The following is a 19,458-nucleotide window of genomic DNA, read 5'->3' on the forward strand; positions in this document are numbered from 1 at the left end:
GCACTAAACAACAGCTGGAGTTCGCGGCATGGCCGACAAACGAGGGGTGACGATTCGCGAGCTTGCGCAGGCCGCCGGGGTGTCCATCGGTACCGTGTCGCGCGCGCTCAAGGGTCAGCCGGGCCTGTCGGAGCAGACGCGTTCCCAGGTGCTGGAGGTGGCTGGGCAACTCGGCTACGACACCGCCAAGCTGCGCACCGGCAAGCCGCGGCGCATGCTGTTCCTGTACAGCCGCAGCATCGGCTCGCTGGCCACCAACCCCTTCTATTCCTACGTGCTGCATGGCGCCGAGACGGCCTGTCGCGAGGCCGGCGTGCCACTGAGCATCATGTCGGTGTTGGGCGGCGAGGACATCGCCGGCTTGGTGCGACGGCACGAGGCGGACGCGCTGCTGGTGGCCGGCTACATCGAGCTGGAGGCGATGGAGGCGGTGCGGCGTTGCGAGTTGCCGCTGGTGCTGGTGGACCACTTCTACCCCGGCGTGCGCTGCGTCAACGACGACAACCTGCGCGGCGGCTGGCTGGCTACGCAGCATCTGCTGGACGGACAGGCCCAGCGCATCGCGGCCATCTTCGGCCCCATGGTGCATTACTCGGTGTCGCTGCGCGCCAAGGGCTTCCGGCGTGCGCTGTTCGAGGCAGGGCGGCTTTTCGACCCTGACTACGAGGTGGTGCTGGACCCGTCGCTGGAATACCGCGACGCCGGACGCGACGCGATGCGCCGCCTGCTGGAGTTGCCCAACCCGCCGGACGCGGTGTTCGCCTACAACGACTCCACGGCCATGACGGCCATCGAGTACTGCCTGGAGCGCGGCCTGCGTGTGCCACAGGACATCCGCTTCGTCGGCTATGACGACATCGAGGCTGCCGCCCACTGCAAGCCGCCGCTGACCACGGTCAAGATGGACAAGGAAGCGCTCGGCCATGTGGCGGCGCGAGCGCTGATCGAGGGCGATGTGGCGCCCAGCGAGGCGTCGCTGCCAGTGGAACTGGTGGTGCGGGAAAGCTCGCTCATGGCGGCGCCGGCGGCAGCAGCGGCGGCGCGCAAGTCGCGGCGCCAGGCGGCAGCGGCCTCCTCCTGACCCGCTGATCTCTTGAGGCGCCGGCGCGGCAGGCCTCTCACCCTCTCAGGTCTTTCCCGCGTTCTATTGGTGTGGCGATCGAACGAAAATCTCCTTGTTTACTAAAACGAGCTGTCCTGGCGCCATGACGCCGACGGCCAAGGAGACTTCGACATGCTTGCCAACAGCGATGGCGCCGCCGCGCCCCTGACGCCGCACGCCCTGCGCGCCGCCCGGCCGGCCGCGCAGCCGCCTGCGCCTGCCGACGCCGTGGACGACCGCGTGCCGATGGCGCAGAAGGTCGGTTTCGGGCTGGGCTCCTTCCACGACATGTGGGGCCACTGGCTCTACCAGTCGCTGGTGTTCCATGTGTTCAACATCGGCTTGGGCGTGGCGCCACAGCTGATCTCGATGGCCATGGGCATCAAGATCTTCGCGGATGCGGTGTCCGATGCGTTGTTCGGCTGGATCTCCGACAACACCCGCAGCCGCTGGGGGCGGCGGCGCCCCTTCATCCTCGTCGGCGGCATCCTGACGGGCATCGGCCTGCCGCTGCTGTTCGCCGTCGGGCGGGGCTGGAGCGACACCGAGTACTTCATCTTCCTGCTCGTCTCGACCTGCCTCTATGCGCCGGTGATGAGCTGCTTCGCGATGCCCTGGAACAGCCTGGGCGCCGAACTCACGCCGGGCTACCACGAGCGCACGCGCGTGATGTCCATCAAGAACGCGATCCAGAAGATTCCCGAGCTGGGCATGTTCGTCGCCGCGCAGTTCACGACGCTGTGGTTCTTCCACGATGACAACGGTAAGCCCGACATCCTGCTGGGCGCTCAGGTCTACACCGCCATCCTGGGCGGCATCCTGGTGGTGCTGGCCATCGTCATCTTCTCGCTGACGCGCGAGCGCTACTACGAGAGCTTTGTCGCCCAGAGCCGCCAGCGCGTCCCGTTCAAGGACACGCTGTACCGCACGCTGAAGAACAAGCCCTTCCGCCTGATGCTGGGCACCATGCTGACCTACAACATGGCCACGGCCATGGTGGGGCTGCTGGGCTACTACGCGACCGTCTACTACGTTTGCGGCGGCAACGTCGTGGAGGCCACCCAGTGGAACTCGCTGATGGGTGTGGCCGGCCTCGTCAGCGGCCTCGTCGGCATCGCCTTCGCGGGCTGGGTTGCCAAGGCTTACGGCAAGCGCAATGCACTGATGACGGTGCTCTGGCTGGGCATCGCCGCCTTCATCGGCGACTGGTTCTTCTACAACCCGCAGCTGCCGTGGCTGCAGCTGTTCGCCAGCGGCGGCGTCGCCTTCATCGGCGCGGGCTTTTGGACCATCTACGGCTCGGCCATGGCCGACGTCATCGACCACGACGAGCTCGCCACCGGCCAGCGCCGCGAGGGCTCGTTCGCGGCCTGCGGCTCCTGGATCAGCAAGGTCGGCCTGGCCCTGGGCAACAGCACCTCGGGCTGGGTGCTGGCCTTCACCGGCTTCGACGCCAAGCTGCCCGTGCAGGGCGAGGAGGCCATCTTCCTGATCCGCGTCTGCCTGTCCGGTATCCCCATCGTGGGCCTGCTGATCGCGCTGGTCGTCGTGTCGCGCTACTTTCTGACCGAGCAGCGCATGCAAGAAATCCGTGCTGCGCTTGAAGCCCGCCGCGGCACCGTCTAACCCGAACGGAGTTCTCCATGATGTTGTCCTGGCTGCGCCCAACGCTGCTGGCCCTACTGACCTGCGCAGCCGCCTCGGCCGTGCAGGCGCAGATCGGCCACGAGACCCTCAAGCTCGACGCCCCCAAGCCCAACCTCGCCCCCACGCCGCCCATGGGCTGGAATTCGTGGAACAAGTTCAAGTGCGACGTCAGCGAGAAGCTGATCCGCGAACAGGCCGACGCCATGGTGGGCTCTGGCATGAAGGCTGCCGGCTACCAGTACATCGTCATCGACGACTGCTGGCAGAAAAGCCGCGACGCCGACGGCAACATCCAGCCCGACCCCGAGCGCTTTCCCAGCGGCATGAAGGCGCTGGCCGACTACGTGCACAGCAAGGGGCTGAAGTTCGGCCTTTACTCCGACGCCGGCGCGCTGACCTGCGGCGGCCGGCCCGGCAGCGCCGGCCATGAGTTCCAGGACGCACGCCAGTACGCCAAGTGGGGCGTGGACTACCTCAAGTACGACTGGTGCCACACCGGCCCGCGCAACCCCGAAGCGGCTTACACGATCATGGCCAAGGCGCTGCGCGAGTCCGGTCGCGACATCGTGCTGTCCATCTGCGAATGGGGCAACAGCCGCCCCGGCCGCTGGGCCGCGCCGGTGGGCCACCTGTGGCGCACCACGGGTGACATCTGGGATGCCTGGAAGGGCAAGAAGGAGTGGTCGCACGGCATGCTGGACATCCTCGACATGAACGCCGACCTGTGGAGCGAGGCTGGTCCCAACGGCTGGAACGATCCCGACATGCTGGAAGTCGGCAACGGCGGCATGACGCACACCGAGTACGTCAGCCACTTCTCGCTGTGGGCCATGCTGGCCGCGCCGCTGATCGCCGGCAACGACATGGCCCGCATGGACGAGCCTACCCGGCGCATCCTGACCAATGCCGAGGTCATCAAGGTTGACCAGGACCCTCTGGGCCGCCAGGGGCGGCGCATTTGGCGCCAGGGCGATCTGGAGGTCTGGGTGCGCCCGCTGGCCGGCGGCGACCGTGCCGCCGTGCTGTTCAATCGCGGCGACAAGCCGGCCGACATGGCCGTGACCTGGGAGCAGATCGACCTGCCGGCGCGGCTCAAGGCCGACGTGCTGGATCTGTGGTCGGGCAAGAAGACCCCGGCCGTCGCCGGGCGCCATGGCGGCACGGTGGCGCCGCATGGCGTGCTGATGTTCCGCATCTCGCCCGTGACCCACTGACGTCCGCGGGCCGAGCGCCGGGCCTGTTCAATACCCCAACGTGAAGCGCGCGCGGCGGTGCTGCGGCGCTTCCAGCTCGTTGACGATGGCCGCGGCCAGGTCGGCCACGCTGATGCGGTTCACGCCCTGGCTGTCGAAAACTGGCGCTTCAGTGCCGAGGCGGAACTGGCCCGTGCGCGCGCCCGGCTGCAGTTCGATGGCGGGGGACACGAAGCTCCAGTCCAGCGTGCTGGTGTCGGCGCGCAGGCGGGTCAGAACCTCCCGTGCGGCCAGTGCGCCGGCCTTCCATTCCGCCGGGAAGTCGGGCGAATCCACCAGCTGCTGGCCCGGCGCGATGTAGAGGCTGCCTGCGCCGCCGACAACGATCAGGCGCACGCCGGCCGTGCGGGCGGCTGCCGCGATCGCATCGCTGCCGCGCAGGAAGTCGGCATGCAGCTGCGGGTTGGCCCAGCCGGCGTTGAAGGCGCTCACCACCGCGTCCACACCGGCCAGCTCGGTCGCCAGGTCGCCGCCGGCCAGCACGTCCACCGAGCGCACCGTCAGCCCGGCGCGCGTCGCCAGCTTGGCCGCGTCGCGCTGCAGCGCGCGCACCGTGTGGGCGCGGCCCAGCAGTTCTTCCAGCACGGCCTGGCCGACAAAGCCGGTGGCGCCGATCAGGGCGATGTTCATGGGGTTCTCCAGTCGAGGGGTTGCGATGGCGACCATTGTTTCGGCTTCACAATGCGTCGATAAGCCGGCCTTCAGTACCTGCACTGTTTAGAAGAACTTCATGCTCGACCAGCTCAAGCGCATGGCGGTGTTCGCTAGCGTTATCCGCCACGGCAGCTTCGCCGCGGCCGCGCGCCAGTTGCGCACCAGCACCTCGGCCGTCAGCCAGCAGGTGCGGGCGCTGGAGTCCGACATGGGCGTCACGCTGCTGCACCGCTCCACCCGCAAGCTCAGCCTCACGCCGGCCGGCGCTCGCTTCCACACCGGCTGTGCGGCCATGGTGGCGGCGGCCGAGGCTGCCCAGGCCCAGCTGCAGCAGCTGCGCGACGCGCCCGAGGGCGAGCTGCGCATCGCCATGACCGTGGGCTTCGCCCGCCGGCTGGGCCCGGCGCTGGCGCCGCTGCTGGCCGCCCACCCCGGGCTGACGCTGCACCTGCAGGTGGAAGACGGCTTCACCGACCTCGTGGCCCACCGCATCGATCTGGCCATCCGCTTTGGCCGCCTGCCCGACAGCGCCTGGGTGGCGCAGCGCGTGGGCACGGTGCACACCGCGCTCTATGCGGCGCCGGCCTACCTGGCCCGGCATGGTGTGCCGGCCACGGCAGAGGCGCTGCGCCAGGCCCAGTGGCTGATGCTGGGCGACAGCCCCGATGCCGAACGCCCCCTGCTGGGCAGCGATCTGCGCGTGGCGCCGCGCTGCACCAGCAACAACCAGCTCACGCTGCAGCAGCTGTGCGAGGCCGGCCTGGGCCTGGCGCCGCTGGGCGACGAGGATGTCGCCGAGGCCGTGGCCGCCGGCCGCCTGCTGCGGCTGGACACCACGCTGGCGCTGCCCGAGCTGCCGGTCTGGGCGTTGACCCCGCAACGGGACGCCCAGCCCGCCAAGGTGCGCCACGCCATCGCGGCCCTCAAGGCTCACCTGGAGTCGCTGCGATGAAGGGCACGTTGACGCAGTGGGACGACGCCAAGGGCTACGGCTTCATCACGCCGGACGGTGGCGGGCCCCGCTGCTTCGTCCACGCCAAGGCCTTCGGGCTGCGGCCGCACCGGCCCTTCGTCGGCGAGCGGCTGCGCTACACCGAAGGGCAGGACGCCCAGGGCAAGCGGCGCGCGGTCGACGTGCAAGGCCTGGCCCCGCGCAGCGCGCCCGCCGCGCCGCGCCCGCGCGACGGCGGCCACGTGCTGCTGCTCATCCCGGCCTTCGCCGCCGCCGTGCTCGCCGTGCGCCTGGTGTGGGGCGTGCCCAACTGGCTGTGGGGCTTCTACTCGGCCATGAGCATGGCCACCTTCATCACCTACTGGCTGGACAAGCGCGCCGCCCAGCGCGGCGACTGGCGTGTGCCCGAGAACACGCTGCACGCACTGGCCCTGGCCTGTGGCTGGCCCGGCGCCTTGCTGGCGCAGCGGCTGCTGCGGCACAAGAGCGCCAAGCGGCCGTTCCTGCGTGTCTATTGGGCGATGGTGGTGCTCAACGTCGCGGCGTTCGTGGTGGTGTTCACGCCGTTGTTGCGGTGACGGGGCGATGGAAATATTGCCCCGTTGGCGCAGCGGTTGCGGTGTCTAGCATCGGCCGCCTCAGCCACCGTTGAAGCCTGCCGATGAAGACGTTCCTGCCCGTGATCTTGGCCGCAGCTCTGCCCATGGGGGTGATGGCGCAGGGCGCGGTCCGGTTGACGATGACAACGTGGCATCTCACACCGGCCACCGATGTCACCACCACCCACAGCGCCACATGCGGCCACGGCACCTACACCCTGACCGTGACCCGATTGCCGCAGGCGCCGCGCGCCAGCACGGTGGCGCTGGCGTTTCGCAATGCCACGACGCATCACACGGCGGATCTGACCCAGACGCCGCTGGGGCAGCTGCTGGTCGATCCCGCCGGGATAGGGGAGCTGCGCTTCGCTTGTCGGCCGCAGCGCTTGTTTGCGTTCTACCGCGGTGCGACGCTTGCCAGCGAGACGGCCGCGCCCGTCCGGCAGGACGCGGTGTTTGCGGTGTCGCCTGAAGGCCAGCTGTCGGTGCCGCCTCCCGAGGGCATCACCGAGACGCCGGTGCGCTGAACGCGAACTCGCCCAGCCCCTCGAACGCCAGCGTGCCGCGCGCCTCGGTGGCCGCGTGCAGGCCGCCCCAGGCGCCGGTGGTCACGACCGTGCCGGGTGCGATGGCGCCGTGGCTGCTGGCGTGGCGTTGCCAGGCGGGCAGCACGCCGGCCGGGTCGGCCAGCGAATGCCCGCCCCGGCGCACGATCTCCGGCTGGCCGGGCAGGTGCAGGCGCCAGCTGAGCGCGGCCCAGTCCAGCGCCCGGTAAGGCTGCCAGTCGCCCAGCAGCAAGCCGGCATTGCTCTGGAAGTCGGCCATGCGCAGCAGCGCCGGGGCGTCCATGCCCTCGGCCCAGCGCGAGGCCACCAGCTCCACGGCGATGCACATGGCCTCGGGCTGGCCGTCGGCGCCGAGTCGCAGCGCCACCTCGGCCTCCACGCCCAGCAGCGGGCGGCTGTCGACCTGCGGGTTGACCGGCGAGTGGCTGAACGGCCCCTGCGGTCCGGCGCCGCCGGACTTCCAGCGCGTGGCCGGCCAACCCAGCGTGCGGGCCACGCCGTCCTGCACGGCGTAGGCATCGGCCTCGTCGCGCACGGCGCCGGCCCATTCGGCGGCGTGCAGGTGGCTGCCATCGCGGTGGCAGCGGGCGAGGGCCTGGGTCAGTGCTTCAATCATGTGGGTGAGTGTTTGGCGCGTGTCCGGATTGGCCCCGCGCCTGAGGTGAAATTCGGGCCGGGCCGACGGCCCGCACACCAGGGCCTCGCAGCAGGCGAGGTCGAGCTATTTTCCGGGGAATGCATGTCTTTGAAGTTGGGTTTGGTGGGCATCGGCAAGATCGCCCGTGATCAACACATTCCGGCCATCGCGGCCGATCCGCGTTTCGAGCTGGTCGCCACGGCCAGCCGCAACGCCAGCGTGGACGGCATCGCCGCTTTCACCAGCGTGGAGGCCATGCTGGCCGCCATGCCCGAGCTGGACGCCATCTCCATCTGCACGCCGCCGCAGGCGCATTTCACGGCCGCGCTGGCGGCCCTGCGCGCCGGCAAGCATGTGATGCTGGAGAAGCCGCCGGCGGCCACCACGCGCGAGATCACGCTGCTGCAGGCCGAGGCTGCGCGCCATGGGCGCACGCTGTTCCAGACCTGGCATTCGCGCTTTGCCGCCGGTGTGGACGCCGCGCGTGACTGGGTGCGTGGCCGCACGCTGACCGGCGGGCGCATCCTCTGGAAGGAAGACGTGCACCACTGGCACCCCGGTCAGCAGTGGATCTTCGACGCGGGCGGCCTGGGCGTGTTCGACCCCGGCATCAACGCGCTGTCGGTGCTGACCGAGGTGTTGGCTGAAGAAGTGGTGGTGAACAAGGCGGTGCTGGAGTTCCCGTCCAACCAGCAGGCGCCCATCGCGGCGCAGCTGGACCTGCGCACCGAGTCCGGCGTGGCCATCGACACCGTGTTCGACTTCCGCCAGAAGGGCGAGCAGACCTGGGACATCGAGCTGCACTCGGCGACCGGCCAGCTGCGCCTGTCGCATGGCGGCGGCATGCTGGCCATCGACGGCCAGCCGGTGGCGGCCGACGCGGCCCTGGCCGGCGAGTACCCGCGCCTGTACGCACGCTTTGCCGACATGGTGGCGGCCGGCCGCTCGGAGGTGGACTGGCGGCCCTTCCAGCTGGTGGCCGATGCCTTCCTGATCGGCGAGCGCCGCACGGTGGCGGCGCATCAGGTCTAGCCGAAACGGAAGCTCGACGCCGTGATGCCGCCGAGGTAGTTGGCCTCGTGATAGCTGCAGCGCGCGGCGTCGCCCTCGGCCGCGCCAGCGGCCACCATCAGCGGCAGCAGGTGTTCCTCACGGGCGTGGGCCTGCCGCGCGGCAGGCGCCTGCGCCCAGGCTGACAGCCGTTCGGCCCGACCCTCGGGCGAGGGCAGGGCGCCTTGCAGCCACGCGTCGAACGCGACCGACGGCGCCTGGCCGCGGCCGTTGAACATCAGGCCCAGGTTGTGAAAGCTGAAGCCGCTGCCGAGGATCAGCACGCCCTCGTCGCGCAGCGGCGCCAGCGCCCGGCCCAGCGCCAGGTGCTCGGCCGGATCCAGCCCCTGGCGCAGCGACAGCTGCACGACGGGGATGTTGGCGTCCGGATACATGGGCACCAGCGTGCAGAACGCGCCGTGGTCGAAGCCGCGCTGGCTGTCGCGGGCGGCCGGCAGGCCGGCGGCCTCGATCAGCGCCACCACGCGCTCGGCCAGCGCCGGGGCGCCCGGGGCGGGGTACTGCACCTCGTAGGTGTGCGGCGGGAAGCCGCCGTAGTCGTACAGCATGCCGGGGTGCGCGGCGGTTTGCACCGTGAAGGCCGGGGCCTCCCAGTGCGCCGAGATCATCAGGATCGCCCGCGGCGCCTCGGGCAGCGACGCCGGCACGGCTTGCAGCGAGGCTTCCAGCCGGGCATGGGCCTGGCGGAAGTCGCCGTCCATCCAGGGCCAGGGGCCGCCGCCGTGGGAGAGGAAGAAGGTGGGCTGTTTCATGATGGCACCAGTGTGGGCCGGCAGAGCCCGCCCGGGGTTCAAGCCGGCCGCCGGCAGCGCTCAAAGCGGCTGAATGGCGCCGACGATAATCCGCGCCCCATGTCCCATGCCACGCCGCTTCCCGACACCGACGATGCCCTGCGCGTCGAGGACTACTTCCGCGACGCTGCCGTGCCCGCAGATGCGCTGCTGTGGTGGCAGCTGGAGCGCCAGGACGCGCTGTTGGCCGCCCAGCGGGCGCTGTTCGGCGGCCCGGCGCCGCTGGTGCGCCTGCGCGTGTGGGTGTTCTTCGAGCTGATGGCGCTGCGCGAGTCGCGGCTGACGCGCGAGGCGCTGAACCAGGCGTTCCACGTGCTGCGCGACGAGGCGCTGGACAACGTGCTCAAGCGCCTGCGCGAGGCCGACCTGCTGGCCTGGGACGCCACCGCGCAGACCTACGCCGTCACGCCGCTGGCCCAGCAGCTCGTCGGCCTGCTGCAGCCGCTGACGCAGGAGCAGTCGCCCGATGGCGACCTGGCCTCGTTGCTGGCCGGCGTGGCCGGGGCGCACCAGCTCGGCACGCTGCAGCCGGCCCAGTTGCAGCATTTGCTGGCGCAGCTGTCCCGCCTGTATGACGAGTTTGCGGATGCGATTGCGAGCGGCAGCGAGTTCGCGCTGCGCCGCGCGCGCACGCGCTTCGAGAAGGCGCTGACGCTGGTGGACCGTGCCGGCGAGGCGCTGGGTGCCATCATTGCGCAGGCCGAGTCGGCCGGCGAGGCGAGGCTGGAGCGTCTGGCCCGCGAGCTGGGCCTGGCGCAGGCGCGGCTGCTGGCGATGGCCAGCCAGTTCAACCGCGCGCTGCAGCAGGCCGACCGCCAGCGCGTGACGCTGGGCTCCACCGGCATCACGACGACCGATGTGCGCCGCTGGCTGCAGAGCCAGGGCGACCTGGCCACGCTGCTGAACGGCGCGTGGGAGCGGCCGGTGCACCCGGTGCTGGTGGCGCAGCGCGACCTCGTCGACACGGCCGAGGCTGAGTTCGAGCGTGACCGCCCCAAACCCGCCGAGGCGGCCGCGCTGCCGCAGGGACAGGCTGCGCCGACGGGCGAACTGGCCGTCATGCAGTTGCCGCCCGACATGGACCAGATGCAGGCGCTGCTGGCCGCCTGGTCCGCCGAACCCATCGAGCGCGATCTGACGCCAGCCATCCTGGGCGGCAGCTACGCCCGTGCCGCCTACCGAGCCCAGCTGCTGCCGCTGCTGGGCGATGCGCAAGCCCGCCACCTCAAAGGCGCCACCGGCGACATGGCCCGCCAGCCCTGGTCGGTGCGCTGGTCCGCCGAACAAGGCCCCGTGGACGACGAGTTCGTCAAATGGATGAGCCGCGGCGTGTTGACCCCTGAACAGTCTTCCCAATGAGCCCACTCGACGACTCCCAGCAACTCGCCGCGCAACTGCTGGCCCGGCGCTGGCTGCCGCGCAGCCATCCGCTCGTGAAGCGCGCGCTGATCGACACCGAGTTGTGGAACCAGCTCGGCGCGCGCCTGGCCGGCGTGGGCCTGCAGCTGGTGGACAACGTGCATGCCGACCACATCGCCGTGGCGCTGCTGCGCCCGGCCGAGAGCGCCGTGTTCGGCGAGACCGGCCTGGCTGCCAACAACAACCTCGACATCCCGCGGGACGGCGTGGCGTTGCTGGTGATCCTGTGGAGCCTCATCGTGTTGCCCAAGCGGCAGCGGCAGGTCGCTCGCAGCGACGCCATCCACGCCGGCCAGGGCGAGATGTTCGCCACCGATAAGCCCATGCCGCAGGCCGCCAGCGTGGCGCCGCTCATCAGCTACCGCAGCCTGCTGGCCGACTTCGGCGACCAGCTCGGCAAGAAGCTGCGGCTGGACACCAACCTCAAGCTGCTGGAGCGACACGGCTTCATCACGCGCCGCGGCGAGGACATCGCCGAAGGTCCGTTGCTGGACCTGCTGATCGACTACGACCTGCTGGCGCCGCGCATCCTTGACGGCGCCCTGGGCGACGTGCTGGCCCGCGCCGGCCATCCCGTCTCGCGTCCGCAAGAAGAACAACAAGACATTGACGACTGAAGATGTTCCACCTGCAATCGCTCGAACTGCTGCACTGGGACTACTGCCAGCGCGTCACGCTGCCGCTGGACGGCGCCATCATCACCATCGCCGGCCCCAACGGCTCGGGCAAGACCACGCTGCTGGACGCGATGCGCACGCTCCTGGGGCTGGAGTGCTCGGGCGGCCGCACGTACAAGACCTACGCCCGCCACGCCAACGCCGAGACGGCCTGGCTGCGCGCGCTGGTGGACAACCGGCCGCGCACGCGCCAGAACAGCAGCCGGCCGTTCGCGAGTTCGCTGCTGTACGCCGACCAGGTGACGCTGGCCTGCCGCATCGAGCGCCACGGCGGCGACTGGGTGCGCCGCTACACCATCCTCGACGGCGTGCACGAGATCGAGCAACTGGCCGAGAAGGGCGACCGCGACTGGCTGGGTATCGAGGCGTGGAAGAAGCGGCTGGAAGCGGCCGGCCTGACCCGCGCCATCGGCCGCGTGCTGGCGCTGGAGCAGGGCCAGACCGACCGGCTGTGCGAGCTGTCGCCCAAGGAGCTGTTGCGCCTCGTGTTCGAAGTGTTCGGCGACCAGGAGGTGCTGGACCGCTACGAACAAGCGCGCAGCCACCAGCAGCAGCTGGGCAAGGAAGTCGAGCAGGCCGGCGCCGAGCTGGCGCACACACAGGCGCAGCTGTCCGACCTGGCCAACCGCGTCAACAGCCACCGCCAGTACCAGCTGAAGATCCAGGAGCGCGAGCGCCTGGCCACCGAAGTGCTGCCCGTGTTGCGCTGGAGCGAGGCTCGTGAGCGCATCGCGCGAGACGCACGCGAGCTGCACCGCCAGCGCCTGTTCGCGTCGGGCGACGTGAAGGCGCTGAGCGACAAGCGCGCGGCCCTGCACAGCCTGTTCACCGCGCAGGAAGCAGCCAAGACCCGGCTGAAGGCGCTGGACGGCGAACGCCGCGAGGCCCGCGCGGCGTTCGATTCGGCGCGAGAGGCCGAGCGGCCCGCCGAGGCGCTGGTCAAGCGGGAGGACGAGCTGAAGGCCCTGGCCGACGTGGAGGCTGACGCCGCCGCGCTGACGGTCAAGCTGCAGGAGCTGGCCACCGAGCGCGACCGACTGCGCGCCGACTACACGCGTGCCAGCGACAAGGCCGCCAAGGCGCAGGCCGCGCTCGGCGAGCTGAGCGGCAAGCGCCTGCCCCCGCCGCCGCCCGAGGTCGCACCGATGAAGCGGGCGCTGGATGACGCCGGCATCGCCCACTACCTCGTGGCCGACTCCATCGACATCGCCGACGAAACCTGGCGAGCCGCTGCCGAGGGCCTGCTGCGCCCGTCGCGTTGGGTCGTCGTGCTTAAGCACCGCAGCGACGAGAGCCGGGCCTTCGACATCGCCGCGAAACAGCGCTACCGCCACTACGTTGTGGCTGACACCTCGCCGGTCACGCAGGCGCCCGTGGGCTCGCTGCTGGCGGCGCTGAATGTCAGCGCGCCGCTGCCGTCGTGGATGGCGCGGCAACTGGCTGGCATCCGCTGCGTCGCATCGACGGAAGACGGCGCGCAGGTCGGCGGGGAATGGATCACGACCGACGCCTACTACCGCGACGGCCGTGGCGGCCGTAGCGTGTTCGTCGAGCCGCGTGACCACCAGTTCGGCGCTTCCGCCGTTGACTCGCGCCGCGGCGCGCTGGAGAGCGAACTGGCCCGCTGGGACGGTGAGCTGAGTCGCATTGCCAAGGCGCAGGCCGAGGTCGAGCGCCAATTCAAGGACGTGCAGCGCGCGGCCGTGGGCCACAAGGCCGCGCAGGAGCTGAGCGAGCGTGCCGACGAGTTCGCCGAGGCGCGCGTGCGCCTGCCGGTGTTGCGGCAAGCGCGTGCTGAAGCCGCCTCGCGCATGAGTGCGCTCGACAGCGAGCACGAGCGTGTCGTGCGCGAGTCCACCCGCAGCGAGCAGGCGTACGAAGGCGCACAGATCGCGCTGAAGGACGGTGAGGGCTCGGCCGCTGGCCGGCTGCGCGAGCACGAGGCGAAGCGCGAGGCGCTGCGCAAGGCGTCGCAGGAGTCCCGCAAGCAGAAGGCCCAGTTCCCTAAATCGTGGGTCACGCCCGCCGCGCTGGCCGCTGCCCGCGACGAGTTCGAGAATGCCCGCCAGGCCGAGATCCGCGCGCATCACGTGGACCAGGAACTGCAAGGCGGTCACTGGGAGGTGGATGCCAGCGTCGTTGAGCGCCATGCGCGCATGGCCGTCCAGGTGCATGAGCAGGACAGCCAGCTCAGCGACCGCCGCGCCAGCAACGAGATGGCCCGCATCGCCGCCTTCAACGCCCGCGAGCGCTACATCGACGTGCTGCGCGCCACCGTGCGCCGCTACAAGAAGAACGTGGCCGAGTTGGGCGAACTGGCCGGCACCACCGCCGAGGCCATCCTCCCGCACCTGGACAACGACGACACCGTGCTCTCGCAGGCCGGCCTGCAGGTCAAGTTCAACTTCGACGGCAAGGGCGAGGTGGGCTTGAACGACGGCGAGGCCTCGGGCGGCCAGCAGGTGCTGAAGAGCCTGATCCTGCTGGTGGGCCTGATGAAGGACGACGAAACGCCCGGCGGTTTCGTCTTCATCGACGAGCCCTTCGCCCATCTGGACGTGCGCAACATCCAGCTGGTCGGCCACTTCCTGCGCAGCACCCGCGCGCAGTACCTGCTGACCACGCCGATCACGCACAACGTCGAGGTGTTCGAGCCCAGCGAGATCACGCTGGTGACCAGCAAGAAGCCGCGCGGCGAACGCTGGGCGCCGCCCATCGCAGTGCTGGCGCGCCGGCCCGAAGTCTCGGTCTATGACTGAGTGGGACTGGCCCGCGCCGTTCACGCTGGCGCTGTCGCCTGCGGCCGGGCACATCGACGGTCTGGGCCACACCAACAACGCCGTCTACGTGCAGTGGTGCGAGCAGGCGGGCTGGGCGCACTCCGAGGCGCTGGGCCTCACGCTGGACGACTACCGGCGCCTGGACCGCGCGATGGCCATCCGCGAGGGGCACTACGACTACCTGCTGCCCTCGTTTGAAGGCGAAGCGCTGGTGCTGGGCACCTGGCTCACCGCCAGCGACGGCCGCCTGACGATGGAGCGGCGCTTCCAGCTGCGTCGCGTGAGCGACGGCGCGACGCTGGTGCGCGGGCGCTGGCAGCTGGTGTGCATCGAGATCAGCAGCGGAAGACCGAAGCGCATGCCGGTGGAGTTCGTGCAGGGCTACGAGGCAGCCGTCGTCAGTCGCCCAGGCCAGCCCGGCTGAACCAGTCGGCCAGGAACTCCACGCAGACGCGCACCCGCGCCGACGCCGACAACCGCGTCGGGCACACGGCCCACACGTCGGCGGGCTGGTGGTAGCCCGGCAGCACGGGCAGCAGCCGGCCGGCGGCCAAGTCGTCCTGCACGTCCCATGTGGAGCGCAGGATGATGCCGTGGCCGTCCAGCGCCCATTGCCGCACGACGCCGCCCTGGTTGGCCGACAGTGGGCCGAACACGCGCACCGATGCCGCGCCGTCGGGGCCGACGAGGTCCCAGCGGGCGAAGTCCTGGTCGCGCTCCCGGATGGGGATGCAGCGGTGCGCGGCCAGCTCGGCCAGTGTCTGTGGATGGCCGTGGCGCGCCAGGTAGGCCGGCGAGGCGCACAGCACGCGGCGGTTGCGGGCCACGCGCCGCGCGGTGACATGGCCCTCGTGCACCTGGCCCAGGCGCAGGTCGAGCTGGAAGCCTTCCTCGATCAAGTCCACTGGCCGGTCCAGCAGCGCCAGCTCGATCTGCAGCTGCGGGTGCTGCGTGGCCAGCGCCGACAGCGCCGGCGCCAGGTGGCGGCTGCCGAAGCCCGTGCTGCTGCACAGCCGCAGCAGGCCGGCCGGCGCCGCGCGCTCCTGCGACAGCGCCTCGCCCAGCAGGTCCACGTCCTCGCTGATGCGGCGCGCCCAGGGCAGCACCAGCTCGCCCTGCGGCGTCAGCGTGATGCTGCGCGTCGTGCGGTGAAACAGCCGCACCTGCAGTGCCGCCTCCAGCAGCGCGATGCGCTTGCTGACCAGCGCCTTGGACACGCCCAGCGTGCGCGCCGCCATCGCAAAGCTGCCATGCCGCGCTACGCCGCAGAACAGGCGCAGGTCGTCGAGCTGGGGGAGGGGCTGGGTGTTCACGATTCGTGGTCGCTGAATCAACGGAGCCGGTGATTGTTGCTTTGGTCGTTGTCGATAAGCTGACGCCCATTCTTCAACGCCGGAGGCACTCCATGACCCATCGCATCGCTGTCATCGCCGGAGACGGCATCGGCCAGGAAGTGATGCCCGAAGGCCTGCGCGTGCTGGATGCCGCCGCGCGCCGCTTCGGGCTGGATCTGCAGTTCACGCATTTCGACTGGGCCCACTGCGACTACTACCTGCAGCATGGCCAGATGATGCCGGCCGACTGGTTTGAGCAGCTGCGCGGCTTCGACGCCATCTACTTCGGCGCCGTGGGCTGGCCCGACAAGGTGCCCGACCACATCTCGCTGTGGGGCTCGCTGCTGCAGTTCCGCCGCCGCTTCGACCAGTACGCCAACGTGCGCCCCGTGCGCTTGATGCCCGGCGTGCCGTGTCCGCTGGCCGGCAAGCAGGTCGGCGACATCGACTTCCTTGTCATCCGCGAGAACACCGAGGGCGAGTACTCCTCGGTGGGCGGCCGCATGTTCGAGGGCACCGAGCGCGAGACAGTGCTGCAGGAGGCCGTGTTCACGCGCCACGGCACCGACCGCATCCTGAAGTACGCGTTCGAGCTGGCGCAGTCGCGGCCCAAGAAGCACCTGACTTCGGCCACCAAGTCCAACGGCATTGCGATCTCCATGCCCTACTGGGACGAGCGCGTCGAGGCCATGGCCAAGGACTACCCGGACGTGCGCTGGGACAAGTCCCACATCGACATCCTGACCGCCCGCTTCGTGCTGACGCCCGAGCGTTTCGACGTGGTGGTGGCGTCCAACCTGTTCGGCGACATCCTGTCCGACCTGGGCCCGGCCTGCACCGGCACCATCGGTATCGCGCCGTCGGCCAACCTGAACCCGGAGCGGCGCTTCCCGTCGCTGTTCGAGCCGGTGCACGGCTCGGCGCCGGACATCGCCGGCCGCGGCATTGCCAACCCGGTGGCGATGATCTGGTCCGGCGCGCTGATGCTGGACTTCCTGGGGCAGGGCGACGCCCGCTTCGAGGCCGCCCGCGCCGCCGTCATGGCCGCCATCGAGGCCGTGCTGCAGCACGGCCCGCGCACGCCCGACATGGGCGGCAACGCCAGCACCCGCGCGCTGGGCGAGGCCGTGGCGGCGCACGTCGCCGGCTGAGCCTGCGGCCGTTGATATACGATTCGTATACGAATCGTATATAGTGCCGGTATGGGAATCGTCAAAATCTCCGATCCGTTGCACGAGAGTCTGCGCGTGGCCAGCCAAGCCCTGTCGCGCTCCATCAATGCCCAGGCCGAGCACTGGATGCGCATCGGCCTGCTGGCCGAATTGCACCCGCAGCTCAACCACAGCGAGCTGTGCCAGTTGCTGATCCGCGCCGAGCAGGAAGGCGGGCTGGATCTGGCCCGCGTCGCCGGCTGGATTCAGCCCGTCAAGGCCAAGGGGGCGCGCGCATGAAGAGCCTCAAGCTGCGCACGCCCGAGGAAGTCGCCAAGGCCCGTGCGGCCGGTCACCTCATCGCCGAGGTGCTGGCCATGCTCAAGCCCCACGTGGTGCCCGGCGTCACGACGGAGGAGCTGGACGCGATCTGCCACGACTACATCGTGAACACGCTCAAGTGCATCCCGTCCAACGTCGGCTATCACGGCTTCCCGAAGACGGCCTGCATCTCGCCCAACCACGTTGTCTGCCACGGCATCCCGAGCAAGGACAAGACGTTGAAGAAGGGCGACATCGTCAACGTCGACGTCACGCTGACCAAGGACGGCTGGTTCGGTGACAGCAGCCGCATGTTCATTGTCGGCGAGGCCAGCGTGCTGGCACGCCGGCTGGTGATGACGACCTACGAGGCACTGCGCGCCGGCATCCGCCAGGTGCGCCCCGGTGCCACGCTGGGCGATGTGGGCCATGCCATTCAGAAGGTGGCCCATGCGGCCGGTTTCAGCGTCGTGCGCGAGTACGGCGGCCACGGCATCGGGGACGTTTATCACGACGAGCCGCACGTCAACCACTTTGGTCGTCCGGGCGAAGGCCTGCGCCTGCAGGAGGGCATGATCTTCACGATCGAGCCCATGATCAACGCCGGCGGCGCCGCCATCCGCGAGCTCAATGACGGCTGGACCGTGGTGACGCGCGACAAGTCGCTGTCGGCGCAGTGGGAGCACATGGTGGCCGTCACCAAGGACGGCTTCGAGATCCTGACGCCGTGGCCGGACGGCCTGGGCGACTACCCCGCGATCGACTGAGGCCTGTTGGGGGGTGTGCACCGCGCCTCAGTTGCGGGCGTGCGCCACCCGGTAGCTGGCCAGCCCCGGCAGTTCGGGCAAGCGGCTGGCGAAGCGTGACAGCGTCGCGCGGCCGTAGTTGTGCCGCGCGGTGCAGACGAAGCGCCATTCCTGCTGCCCATCCGCGCATTCGATGCTGACCGAACCGGGCGCGAAGTCGTAGCCCAGCGTGGCGGCGAAGGCCACGAGTTCGGCCTGCTCGAAGGCGCGGCCGGGCTCGCCCCGCAGGTGCACGGCGATGGCCGGGTGCGAGGGCAGGGCGGCTTCCAGCTTGGCGCCCCACATCATCAGGCTGGCGCACAGCAGCGTCAGCGCGATGGCGGCGAAGTAGAAGCCCATGCCCAGCACGATGCCGATGGCCGACGCCGCCCACAGGGACGCGGCCGTCGTCAGGCCGGAGATGTTCATGCCCTCGCGCATGATGACGCCGGCGCACAGGAAGCCGATGCCGGTGACCACGCCCTGGATGACGCGCGTGGGGTCCATCAGCGTGGGCGCGGCCAGGCCTGCGCTGCCGCCGAACCACTGCTGCGGCAGGCCCAGCAGCACGATCACGGCGGTGGACGCCATGCAGACCAGCGCGTACGTGCGCATGCCCGCCGCCCGGCCGTGGAAGGCGCGTTCATAGCCCAGCACCAAGCCCAGCAGGCCGGCGCCCGCGAGGTGCAGCAGCACGAGCAGGTTGGCCTGCCATTGCGGCAGGGTCCAGTAGCGCAGCAGCTGGTCGGTTTCGAGCATGGGCGTGGGCGGTGGCGAGGCGGGTTTGCTTGCAGGCCACGCTAACCCAGCTTGCCGCGCCTCGCCAGTGGGCGCTACGCGAGCGCCGTCATGCGCTCCACGAGCACGCAGCGCACCCACTTGCGAGCGGTGATCTGCGCCGTCTGCGTGCGCAGGAACTCCTCGGCCTGCGAGTGCGCCGTCTCGAACTCGAAGCCGCACAGCTGCACGATCTTGCTGAGCTGCCGCGTCCAGATGCGGCGCACCGAGGCGCTGAACAGCGGCACGCCCTCGTCCTCACCCAGCAGCAGGCGCAGCTCGTAATGCTGCGCGTCCAGCGCGGGCTCGGCGGCGGTCAGGATCTGCAGGCCGTCCTCGCTGAGGTTGACGACCACGCCGCCGCGGGCATCGGCCAGGCTTTGCGGCTTGATGACCCAGACGGGCAATTGCTCGTGCGCCTCGGGCACGAGGAAGAACTCGACACGGGGGGAGCGGCGTTGGTCAATCGACATGGTGTGATCCGGTAGTTCCATCGGGCCGGATCACAGCATTGCCGAATGACAAGGAATTGTCAGCCCCTGTCGTCGCTGAATGAAGGGACGGTCAAACCGCGAGCAGGTCCACTTCGAACAGCAGCGTCGCGTTCGGCGGGATCACGCCGCCGGCACCGTAGGCGCCATAGCCCAGCTCGGGCGGCAGCACCAGCATGCGCGTGCCGCCCACCTTCATGCCCTGCACGCCTTCGTCCCAGCCGGCGATGACCTCCCCGCCGCCGAGCTTGAACTTGAAGGCCTGGCCGCGGTCCTTGCTGGAGTCGAACTTCTTGCCGCGCAGGCCGTCCTTGTAGAGCCAGCCGGTGTAGTGCACCGACACGCGCTGGCCCTTGGCCGCCACGGCGCCTTCGCCAACGACGCGGTCCTCGAACTGCAGGCCGCTGGCGGTGGTCTGCAGCGTCAGCTCGATGGCCTCGGGGCCGCCGGC

Annotated in this window: 21 protein-coding genes; 14 read left to right on the forward strand and 7 right to left on the reverse strand. The window is 70.1% G+C overall.

Features of this window, described 5'->3' with window-relative positions; genetic code table 11:
* Positions 1–28: 28 nt before the first annotated feature.
* From ACG0Z3_RS01255 to ACG0Z3_RS01265, 3 genes are all read left to right on the forward strand, one after another.
* Positions 29–1,081 carry a LacI family DNA-binding transcriptional regulator gene (locus ACG0Z3_RS01255; RefSeq protein WP_394394634.1) on the forward strand — a complete coding sequence of 351 codons (1,053 nt, stop codon included), beginning with the start codon at positions 29–31 and terminating at the stop codon, positions 1,079–1,081.
* Between the two features lie 153 nt (positions 1,082–1,234).
* The gene (locus ACG0Z3_RS01260) at positions 1,235–2,728 is read left to right on the forward strand and encodes an MFS transporter (RefSeq protein ID WP_394394635.1); all 1,494 of its coding nucleotides are present in this window, start codon (positions 1,235–1,237) and stop codon (positions 2,726–2,728) included.
* 17 nt (positions 2,729–2,745) lie between these two features.
* Positions 2,746–3,963, forward strand: coding sequence for a glycoside hydrolase family 27 protein (locus ACG0Z3_RS01265; RefSeq protein WP_394394636.1), 1,218 nt, complete (start codon positions 2,746–2,748; stop codon positions 3,961–3,963).
* A 27-nt stretch (positions 3,964–3,990) separates the two neighbouring features.
* Here ACG0Z3_RS01265 and ACG0Z3_RS01270 read toward each other — a convergent pair whose 3' ends face one another.
* Positions 3,991–4,632: an NAD(P)-dependent oxidoreductase gene (locus ACG0Z3_RS01270; protein ID WP_394394637.1), complete on the reverse strand. Its 642-nt coding sequence runs from the start codon at positions 4,630–4,632 to the stop codon at positions 3,991–3,993.
* Between the two features lie 100 nt (positions 4,633–4,732).
* Between ACG0Z3_RS01270 and ACG0Z3_RS01275 the strand changes: the two genes are divergently transcribed.
* From ACG0Z3_RS01275 to ACG0Z3_RS01285, 3 genes are all read left to right on the forward strand, one after another.
* Positions 4,733–5,608: a LysR family transcriptional regulator gene (locus ACG0Z3_RS01275; protein WP_394394638.1), complete on the forward strand. Its 876-nt coding sequence runs from the start codon at positions 4,733–4,735 to the stop codon at positions 5,606–5,608.
* On the forward strand, positions 5,605–6,186 hold the full coding sequence (locus tag ACG0Z3_RS01280; RefSeq protein WP_394394639.1) for a DUF1294 domain-containing protein: 582 nt from the start codon (positions 5,605–5,607) through the stop codon (positions 6,184–6,186). Before ACG0Z3_RS01275 ends, ACG0Z3_RS01280 begins: the two co-directional genes overlap by 4 nt.
* A gap of 83 nt (positions 6,187–6,269) precedes the next feature.
* Complete coding sequence (locus ACG0Z3_RS01285) at positions 6,270–6,734, forward strand: hypothetical protein (protein WP_394394640.1); 465 nt, start codon at positions 6,270–6,272, stop codon at positions 6,732–6,734.
* Here ACG0Z3_RS01285 and ACG0Z3_RS01290 read toward each other — a convergent pair.
* Positions 6,712–7,389, reverse strand: coding sequence for a 2-keto-4-pentenoate hydratase (locus ACG0Z3_RS01290; protein ID WP_394394641.1), 678 nt, complete (start codon positions 7,387–7,389; stop codon positions 6,712–6,714). The two genes, ACG0Z3_RS01285 and ACG0Z3_RS01290, sit on opposite strands and share 23 nt — an antisense overlap.
* 123 nt (positions 7,390–7,512) lie before the next feature.
* Here ACG0Z3_RS01290 and ACG0Z3_RS01295 point away from each other — a divergent pair, with 123 nt between their 5' ends.
* A complete protein-coding gene (locus tag ACG0Z3_RS01295; protein ID WP_394394642.1) occupies positions 7,513–8,442 on the forward strand; it encodes a Gfo/Idh/MocA family protein in 930 nt (309 codons plus the stop codon).
* Here ACG0Z3_RS01295 and ACG0Z3_RS01300 read toward each other — a convergent pair.
* Positions 8,439–9,233, reverse strand: a complete 795-nt coding sequence (locus ACG0Z3_RS01300) for a DODA-type extradiol aromatic ring-opening family dioxygenase (protein ID WP_394394643.1) — start codon at positions 9,231–9,233, stop codon at positions 8,439–8,441. The genes ACG0Z3_RS01295 and ACG0Z3_RS01300 overlap by 4 nt on opposite strands.
* Before the next feature lie 99 nt (positions 9,234–9,332).
* On the opposite strand from ACG0Z3_RS01300, the gene ACG0Z3_RS01305 reads away from it, so the two are divergent.
* Genes ACG0Z3_RS01305 through ACG0Z3_RS01320 form a run of 4 tightly spaced genes read left to right on the forward strand, consistent with a single transcriptional unit; the run spans position 9,333 to position 14,572 of the window.
* Entirely contained in the window at positions 9,333–10,631 is a 1,299-nt protein-coding gene (locus ACG0Z3_RS01305; RefSeq protein WP_394394644.1) for a hypothetical protein, read from the forward strand.
* Positions 10,628–11,308, forward strand: a complete 681-nt coding sequence (locus tag ACG0Z3_RS01310; protein ID WP_394394645.1) for a hypothetical protein — start codon at positions 10,628–10,630, stop codon at positions 11,306–11,308. The genes ACG0Z3_RS01305 and ACG0Z3_RS01310 overlap by 4 nt, the downstream gene beginning before the upstream one ends.
* 2 nt (positions 11,309–11,310) lie before the next feature.
* A complete protein-coding gene (locus ACG0Z3_RS01315; protein ID WP_394394646.1) occupies positions 11,311–14,127 on the forward strand; it encodes an ATP-binding protein in 2,817 nt (938 codons plus the stop codon).
* The gene (locus tag ACG0Z3_RS01320) at positions 14,120–14,572 is read left to right on the forward strand and encodes an acyl-CoA thioesterase (RefSeq protein ID WP_394394647.1); all 453 of its coding nucleotides are present in this window, start codon (positions 14,120–14,122) and stop codon (positions 14,570–14,572) included. The genes ACG0Z3_RS01315 and ACG0Z3_RS01320 overlap by 8 nt, the downstream gene beginning before the upstream one ends.
* On the opposite strand, the gene ACG0Z3_RS01325 is transcribed toward ACG0Z3_RS01320, so the two are convergent.
* Positions 14,547–15,461, reverse strand: coding sequence for a LysR family transcriptional regulator (locus ACG0Z3_RS01325; protein WP_394394648.1), 915 nt, complete (start codon positions 15,459–15,461; stop codon positions 14,547–14,549). The two genes, ACG0Z3_RS01320 and ACG0Z3_RS01325, sit on opposite strands and share 26 nt — an antisense overlap.
* A 92-nt stretch (positions 15,462–15,553) precedes the next feature.
* On the opposite strand from ACG0Z3_RS01325, the gene ACG0Z3_RS01330 reads away from it, so the two are divergent.
* The 3 genes from ACG0Z3_RS01330 to map are packed head-to-tail and all read left to right on the forward strand — an operon-like array spanning position 15,554 to position 17,721.
* On the forward strand, positions 15,554–16,633 hold the full coding sequence (locus ACG0Z3_RS01330; protein WP_394394649.1) for a tartrate dehydrogenase: 1,080 nt from the start codon (positions 15,554–15,556) through the stop codon (positions 16,631–16,633).
* 51 nt (positions 16,634–16,684) lie between these two features.
* Positions 16,685–16,933, forward strand: a complete 249-nt coding sequence (locus tag ACG0Z3_RS01335) for a ParD-like family protein (RefSeq protein WP_394394650.1) — start codon at positions 16,685–16,687, stop codon at positions 16,931–16,933.
* The gene (map, locus tag ACG0Z3_RS01340; protein WP_394394651.1) at positions 16,930–17,721 is read left to right on the forward strand and encodes a type I methionyl aminopeptidase; all 792 of its coding nucleotides are present in this window, start codon (positions 16,930–16,932) and stop codon (positions 17,719–17,721) included. The genes ACG0Z3_RS01335 and map overlap by 4 nt, the downstream gene beginning before the upstream one ends.
* A gap of 27 nt (positions 17,722–17,748) precedes the next feature.
* On the opposite strand, the gene ACG0Z3_RS01345 is transcribed toward map, so the two are convergent.
* From ACG0Z3_RS01345 to ACG0Z3_RS01355, 3 genes are all read right to left on the reverse strand, one after another.
* Complete coding sequence (locus ACG0Z3_RS01345) at positions 17,749–18,498, reverse strand: MgtC/SapB family protein (protein WP_394394653.1); 750 nt, start codon at positions 18,496–18,498, stop codon at positions 17,749–17,751.
* Between the two features lie 74 nt (positions 18,499–18,572).
* Positions 18,573–18,989 (reverse strand): PilZ domain-containing protein, encoded by a 417-nt coding sequence (locus ACG0Z3_RS01350; RefSeq protein ID WP_394394654.1) that lies wholly within the window; start codon positions 18,987–18,989, stop codon positions 18,573–18,575.
* Between the two features lie 91 nt (positions 18,990–19,080).
* The gene (locus ACG0Z3_RS01355) at positions 19,081–19,434 is read right to left on the reverse strand and encodes an FKBP-type peptidyl-prolyl cis-trans isomerase (protein ID WP_394395363.1); all 354 of its coding nucleotides are present in this window, start codon (positions 19,432–19,434) and stop codon (positions 19,081–19,083) included.
* Positions 19,435–19,458 lie beyond the last annotated feature (24 nt).

It is taken from the genome of Pelomonas margarita (assembly GCF_043555875.1).
GTDB lineage: Bacteria > Pseudomonadota > Gammaproteobacteria > Burkholderiales > Burkholderiaceae_C > Pelomonas > Pelomonas margarita.